The organism is Methylobacterium sp. FW306-05-D, from assembly GCF_058782155.1.
In genome coordinates, this window is record NZ_JBYSXL010000063.1 from 21,478 (window position 1) to 27,746 (window position 6,269).

At 71.5% G+C, this 6,269-nt stretch carries 7 protein-coding genes; 4 read left to right on the plus strand and 3 right to left on the minus strand.

What is annotated here, in order from left to right:
* The first annotated feature begins 124 nt into the window (after positions 1–124).
* Positions 125–862, plus strand: a complete 738-nt coding sequence (locus AC3WLN_RS18410; RefSeq protein ID WP_492483640.1) for a YoaK family protein — start codon at positions 125–127, stop codon at positions 860–862.
* A gap of 11 nt (positions 863–873) precedes the next feature.
* Here AC3WLN_RS18410 and arfB read toward each other — a convergent pair whose 3' ends face one another.
* Both arfB and AC3WLN_RS18420 read right to left on the minus strand, forming a co-directional pair.
* Positions 874–1,293: an alternative ribosome rescue aminoacyl-tRNA hydrolase ArfB gene (arfB, locus tag AC3WLN_RS18415; protein WP_492483638.1), complete on the minus strand. Its 420-nt coding sequence runs from the start codon at positions 1,291–1,293 to the stop codon at positions 874–876.
* A 25-nt stretch (positions 1,294–1,318) separates the two neighbouring features.
* Positions 1,319–1,603: a BolA family protein gene (locus AC3WLN_RS18420; protein ID WP_492483636.1), complete on the minus strand. Its 285-nt coding sequence runs from the start codon at positions 1,601–1,603 to the stop codon at positions 1,319–1,321.
* A 133-nt stretch (positions 1,604–1,736) separates the two neighbouring features.
* Between AC3WLN_RS18420 and AC3WLN_RS18425 the strand changes: the two genes are divergently transcribed.
* From AC3WLN_RS18425 to cobT, 3 genes are all read left to right on the plus strand, one after another.
* Positions 1,737–2,363: a J domain-containing protein gene (locus AC3WLN_RS18425; protein WP_055947709.1), complete on the plus strand. Its 627-nt coding sequence runs from the start codon at positions 1,737–1,739 to the stop codon at positions 2,361–2,363.
* A 255-nt stretch (positions 2,364–2,618) separates the two neighbouring features.
* Positions 2,619–3,602, plus strand: a complete 984-nt coding sequence (cobS, locus tag AC3WLN_RS18430; protein ID WP_056214992.1) for a cobaltochelatase subunit CobS — start codon at positions 2,619–2,621, stop codon at positions 3,600–3,602.
* Positions 3,603–3,639: 37 nt separating this feature from the next.
* The gene (cobT, locus tag AC3WLN_RS18435; RefSeq protein WP_492483633.1) at positions 3,640–5,541 is read left to right on the plus strand and encodes a cobaltochelatase subunit CobT; all 1,902 of its coding nucleotides are present in this window, start codon (positions 3,640–3,642) and stop codon (positions 5,539–5,541) included.
* 67 nt (positions 5,542–5,608) lie between these two features.
* Here the strand turns inward: cobT and AC3WLN_RS18440 are convergent.
* On the minus strand, positions 5,609–6,269 hold a 661-nt coding region (locus AC3WLN_RS18440; RefSeq protein ID WP_492483630.1), incomplete at its 5' end, for a PD-(D/E)XK nuclease family protein.

The following is a 6,269-nucleotide window of genomic DNA, read 5'->3' on the forward strand; positions in this document are numbered from 1 at the left end:
TTGCCCCGGACGCATCGGTGCACCCCGCCTGCGGCCTCTCGCGGGAGGCCCGGCTCCGCACCGGGCGCACCGGCCTTACGCCACCGTAATTCAGCCGCCGCACGGGACGGAGGACAGCAGACCTATGGCAGAGACGCAGAACAAGTCGTTTCCGGCGAGTGCCGCGACGCGCATCCCCTTCGCGCTGGCACTCTCGGCCGTGGCGGGTTGCGCCGATTCCATCGGCTTCCTCGAATTCTCGCAGCTCTTCATGTCGTTCATGAGCGGCAACACGACGCGCTTCGGCGTCTCGGTCAGCCGGTTCGACTGGGAGAGCACGTCGCGCGTCGCCTCGGTCATCGTGCTGTTCTGCTTCGGCGCCTTCGCCGGCACGCTCATCGCGGCCTGGGTCGGGCGCTGGCGACTCTCGGTGCTGCTCCTGCTGCAATCGGTGCTCCTCACCATCGGGCTCATCGTGCCCCACGGCACCTTCGCGTTCCCGCTCCACGCCTATCCGATCGTCATCGCGCTCGGCCTGCAGAACGCGACGCTGCAGGACGAGGGCGGACGCAGCCTCGCGCTCACCTACGTCACCGGCGCGGTGGTGCGGTTCGGCACCGGGCTCGCCAACCTGATGCTCGGCACGGTGGCGCCCTCGTTCTGGATCCAGGCGCCGCTCTGGGCGGCCCTGAGCACCGGCGCGGTGATCGGCGGCTTCCTGCAGATGCGCTACGGCGAGGATGCCTTCCTGTTCCCCGCCGCGGTCTCGGCGCTCCTGGCCGTCATCGCCCTGGTGCTGACCATCCTGAAGCCGGGCAGCCGCTACGTCAGCGGCGAGGTCGAGACCCATCCGCCGGACGGCACGGCGGCGGCCAGGATCTAGGGCCGGCCGATCTAGTCCGCGCTGCTGCCGCGCAGCCGCTTGGTGGCGCTCCGCTTCGACTTCTCGTCGAGGCGGCGCTTCTTCGAGGCGAGGGTCGGGCGCGTGGCGCGCCGGGGCGTCGGCGGCACCGCCGCCTCGGCCACGAGCGCGGCCAGGCGCTCGCGGGCATCGGCCCGGTTGCGGTCCTGGGTCCGGAAGCGCTGGGCGCTGATCACGATCACCCCGTCGACGGTGAGGCGCCGCCCCGCCAGCCGCATCAGGCGCACCGCCACCGCGTCCGGCAGGGAGGCCGAGCGCCGGGCATCGAAGCGCAGCTGCACCGCCGTCGAGAGCTTGTTGACGTTCTGTCCGCCGGGGCCCGAGGCGCGCACGAAGGTCTCTTCCAGCTCCGCCTCGTCGATGGCGATGTGGGGCGTGCACTGCAGGGCCACGGCGGCGTCTCTCGCGGTCTCGGCCTCAGGACGCTTCGGCCGGCGTGCGGGCGCGCACCGCCAGGGCGTGGAGCCCGCGCGCGAAGGCCGGCGCGAGGGCGGCATTGACGAGGCGATGGCGCTCGACCCGGCTCTTGCCCTCGAAGGCGGCCGCGACCACGTCCAGGCGGAAATGCGTCTCGCCCTCGGGCCGCGCCCCCGCATGGCCCGCATGGAGGTGCGATTCGTCGACCACCGCCAGGTCCTGCGGCGCCAGTTGCGTCCGCAGCGTGTCGGTGATCCAGTCCTTCAGGGTCACGGTCTCGGTCATCGCGGGCGTCTCCTCGTTTTCTTCGTCCCCGGGCTCCGGCGCCCGGCCTCGCGCGTCAACCCCCGAACACCGCATGCGGCATCAGGCCCGCCGCCCTTGTGTCTCCGACCCGCCCCCTCATAATCGCCCCATCATGGATCTCAACTCGCCCCTGTTCGACAGCATCCGCATCAAGCCGTCCTGCGACGAGCCGAAGACGGCTGCGACCCAGACCTGCGAGACCCCCGGGTGCAAGAACCCCGGGCTCTACCGCGCGCCGAAGGGCCGCAAGGCGGAGGGGCAGTACTGGCGCTTCTGCATGGACCACGTGCGCGCCTACAACGCCACGTACAACTACTTCGACGGCATGAACGATGCCGCCGTGCAGGCCTTCCAGAAGGACGCGATCATCGGGCACCGCCCGACCTGGGCGATGGGCGTGAACCCGGCCACCGCCGGCGAGCGCGGCAAGGCGGCGCCCAAGCGCGACTGGGCCTATGTCGACCCGCTGGACATCCTGCGCGCCGAGGGCGTCGGCGAGACCGCCCGGCGCAAGGCCGCGCCGGAGCCGCGCCGGCCCCGCCACTCGGCCGCGACCCTGAAGGCCCTCGACGTGCTCGGCCTCGACGAGAACGCGGATTCGGCCGCCATCAAGGCGCAGTACAAGACCCTGGTGAAGCGCTTCCATCCCGACGCCAATGGCGGCGACCGCTCGTTCGAGGAGCGCCTGCGCGACATCATCCGGGCCCACGATGCCCTGCGCGCCGCCGGGCTCTGCTGACGCGGCGGCCGCCGCGCCCGCGCGGTTCCGGCACGATCGATGCACGTTTTCCGGGGCTCCCCTGCTCCCGGTGGGGCGGCAATTGCCGGGCGAGGCCCTATATGCAGCGCTGACACCCCTTGGCGCCGCCCGGTGCCGACCTTTAGATGGCGGTCGCGCGCGGTTCATCCTCCCCGGACCGCCAGACCCCGAAGTCCGACACAGCCCGCGTGTTCCGTGACACCCCCACGGCACCCGCGCCCCGACGAGGTCCTTATGCTTTCTGACGTCTCGCCCGCCTCGCTCCCCGACCGGGAAGTCTCCGTCCGAGAGGCCTTCGGCATCGACCTCGACCTCCGGGTCCCGGCCTTCTCGCAGAGCGAGGAGCACGTGCCGGACCTCGACCCGGACTACATCTTCGACCGGGAGACCACCCTGGCGATCCTGGCGGGCTTCGCCCGCAACCGCCGCGTGATGGTCACCGGCTACCACGGCACCGGCAAGTCGACCCATATCGAGCAGGTGGCCGCGCGCCTCAACTGGCCCTGCATCCGGATCAACCTCGACAGCCACGTCTCGCGCATCGACCTCGTCGGCAAGGACGCGATCGTGCTGCAGGACGGCAAGCAGGTCACCGCCTTCCAGGACGGCATCCTGCCCTGGGCGCTGCAGAACAACGTCGCCCTGGTCTTCGACGAGTACGATGCCGGCCGGCCCGACGTGATGTTCGTGATCCAGCGCGTGCTGGAGCTCTCGGGGCGCCTGACGCTCCTCGACCAGAAGCGCGTGATCCGCCCCCACCCGGCCTTCCGCCTGTTCGCCACCGCCAACACGGTGGGTCTGGGCGACACGTCCGGCCTCTATCACGGCACCCAGCAGATCAACCAGGGCCAGATGGACCGCTGGTCGATCGTCACCACCCTGAACTACCTCGCCCATGACCGCGAGGTCGACATCGTGCTGTCGAAGGCGGCGCATTACCAGCGCGACGGCGGCCGCGACATCGTCAACCGCATGGTGCGCGTGGCGGACCTCACCCGCAACGCGTTCATGAACGGCGACCTCTCCACCGTCATGAGCCCGCGCACGGTGATCACCTGGGCCGAGAACGCCGACATCTTCCAGGACATCGGCTTCGCCTTCCGGGTGACCTTCCTCAACAAGTGCGACGAGCTGGAGCGCACCCTCGTGGCGGAGTTCTACCAGCGTGCCTTCGGCAAGGACCTGCCGGAGAGCGCCTCGAACGTCGCCCTGAGCTGACCCCCTCCCGTCCGTTTCGAGGAAACCGTCGACCCGCATGTCGATCTCCAACCGCAAGCCCGGCGACCGGCGCGAGCCCGTCGCCGAACCGCTCAAGCGCTCGGTGGCGGGGTGCCTGCGCGCCATCGCCAAGCGCGCCGAGATCGAGGTGGTCTATGCCAGCGACCGTCCGGCCCTGACCGGCGACAAGGCGCGGCTGCCCGAACCGCCGCGCAAGCTGACCCCCGAGGACGTGGCGATCCTGCGCGGCAACGCCGATTCGATGGCCCTGCGGCTCGGCTGCCACGACGTCGCCGTGCACCGCCGGCTGGCGCCGGAGAATGCCGGCGCCCGGGCGGTCTTCGACGCGGTCGAGCAGGCCCGCGTCGAGGCCATCGGCTCGCGGCGCATGGCCGGCGTCGCCTCGAACCTCTCGGCCATGCTGGAGGACCGCTACCATCGCGGCGGCAAGTACGAGGACATCACCGACCGGGCCGACGCCCCGATGGAGGATGCCGTCGCCCTGATGGTGCGCGAGCGCCTGACCGGTGCGGCGCCCCCGGAGGCGGCCCGCAAGATCGTCGACCTCTGGCGCTCCCACATCGAGGAGAAGGCCGGCACGAACCTCGACGGCCTGATCGGCTCCATCGAGAACCAGCGCGCCTTCGCCCGTTCGGTGCGCGATCTCCTCACCTCCCTCGACATGGCGGACGAGACGCCGTTCGACCCCGAGGACGACGAGAACGAGGACGAGAACGAGTCCCAGGACGACGAGCAGACCCCGAGCGAGGGCGAGGCCGAGGAGCAGTCCCAGGGCGACCGCTCCGAGATGGAGACCTCGCAGGAGGCCACCGACGAGCTGCAGGAGGGCGCCACCGAGGCCGCCGACGCCCCCTCGGGCGAGTTGCCGGACGAGGCCGAGAACGCCGATTCGGAGGAGGCTTCGGAAGCGTGGCGGCCGCCGTCGCAGAAGACCAACGAGCCGCGGGGCCCGGAATACAAGGTCTTCAACCCGCGCTTCGACGAGATCATCCACGCCGAGGACCTCTGCGACGTGGAGGAGCTCGCGCGCCTGCGCACCTATCTCGACAAGCAACTCGCCCATCTCCAGGGCGTGGTCGGGCGCCTCGCCAACCGGCTCCAGCGCCGGCTGCTGGCCCAGCAGAACCGCGCCTGGGACTTCGACCTCGAGGAGGGCCAGCTCGACCCCGCCCGCCTCGTGCGCGTGGTCACCGACCCATTCCAGCCGCTCTCGTTCAAGCGCGAGAAGGACACGAATTTTCGCGACACGGTGGTCACGTTGCTGCTGGACAATTCCGGCTCCATGCGCGGGCGCCCGATCACCGTGGCGGCGACCTGCGCCGACATCCTGGCGCGCACGCTGGAGCGCTGCGGCGTCAAGGTCGAGATCCTGGGCTTCACCACGCGGGCCTGGAAGGGCGGGCAGTCGCGCGAGGCGTGGCTGGCCGGCGGCAAGCCCAACACCCCGGGCCGGCTCAACGACCTGCGCCACATCGTCTACAAGAGCGCCGACGCGCCCTGGCGCCGGGCCCGCAAGAACCTCGGGCTGATGATGCGCGAGGGCCTGCTCAAGGAGAACATCGACGGCGAGGCGCTGGACTGGGCGCACAAGCGCCTGCTGGCCCGGCCCGAGCAGCGCAAGATCCTGATGGTGATCTCGGACGGCGCGCCGGTCGACGATTCGACGCTGTCGGTCAATCCCGGCAATTACCTCGAGCGCCACCTGCGCTGGATGATCGAGGACATCGAGACCCGCTCGCCGGTGGAGCTGCTGGCCATCGGCATCGGCCACGACGTGACGCGCTACTACCGCCGGGCCGTGACGATCATCGACGCGGAGGAACTCGGCGGCGCGATGACCGAGAAGCTCGCCGAGCTCTTCGAGGAGGATTCCGGCACGCCGGCGCCGCAGAAGCGGGCCGCCGGCGGGCGGCGCTAGCGCCTGTCAGGGATCGGCGGCAACCGGTTGTCCCGAAGGGACAACCGCCGAGCACAGACCCTGGCGGTCACGCCGCCCTCTGCGCCAGCGCGTCGAGGGCGGCCGCCACCGCCTCGGCATCGAGCCGGCGGATGACCGGCCCCGAGGTCCAGACCAGCAGCGGCACCACCCGGTGGCGCGGGTAGATCTCCGCCAGGAGCGCGGCGTAGAGGGCGATCTGCCCGGCTTCGGCGCGCGGCAGCGGCGCCCCGTCCCGCGGGGGCCGGCCCGTCTTGAAATCCGCGACCCAGACCGTGTCCCCGGTGATCGCCAGGCGGTCGACGCGGCCGAAGACCGGGCGCGAGACGCCGCCGACCACGACCCGCCCCGAAAGCGTCACCTCGGCCCGCGCCTCCGGCGCGAAGAGCGGCGCGAGGTCGGGTTCCCCGAACAGGTGCAGGGTCGCGGCCACGATCGCGTCCTGCCTGGCCCGGTCGAAACCGGGCGCACGCGCACGCACGAAGGCGGTCGCGGCGGCCTCCCGCTGGGCCGGCTCGATCCGCGGCAGGTGCTCCACCAGGGAATGGATCAGGGTCCCTCGCCGGCGCGCCTCGCTGTCGGCCTGCCGCTGCCCAGGCTCGCGGCGGGTATCGGCGGCCCCGAGGGCGCCGGACGGCGTCACCGGCGGAGCGGCCTCGACCTCGGCCGAAACGGGGGCCTCCAGCCAGGCCGGCAGCTCCGGCGGCGGG

Coding starts and splice junctions, on each gene's coding strand:
- AC3WLN_RS18410 (WP_492483640.1), top strand. CDS start 125: ATGGCAGAGACGCAGAACAAGTCGTTTCCGGCGAGTGCCGCGACGCGC.
- AC3WLN_RS18420 (WP_492483636.1), bottom strand. CDS start 1,603: ATGACCGAGACCGTGACCCTGAAGGACTGGATCACCGACACGCTGCGG.
- AC3WLN_RS18425 (WP_055947709.1), top strand. CDS start 1,737: ATGGATCTCAACTCGCCCCTGTTCGACAGCATCCGCATCAAGCCGTCC.
- cobS (WP_056214992.1), top strand. CDS start 2,619: ATGCTTTCTGACGTCTCGCCCGCCTCGCTCCCCGACCGGGAAGTCTCC.
- cobT (WP_492483633.1), top strand. CDS start 3,640: ATGTCGATCTCCAACCGCAAGCCCGGCGACCGGCGCGAGCCCGTCGCC.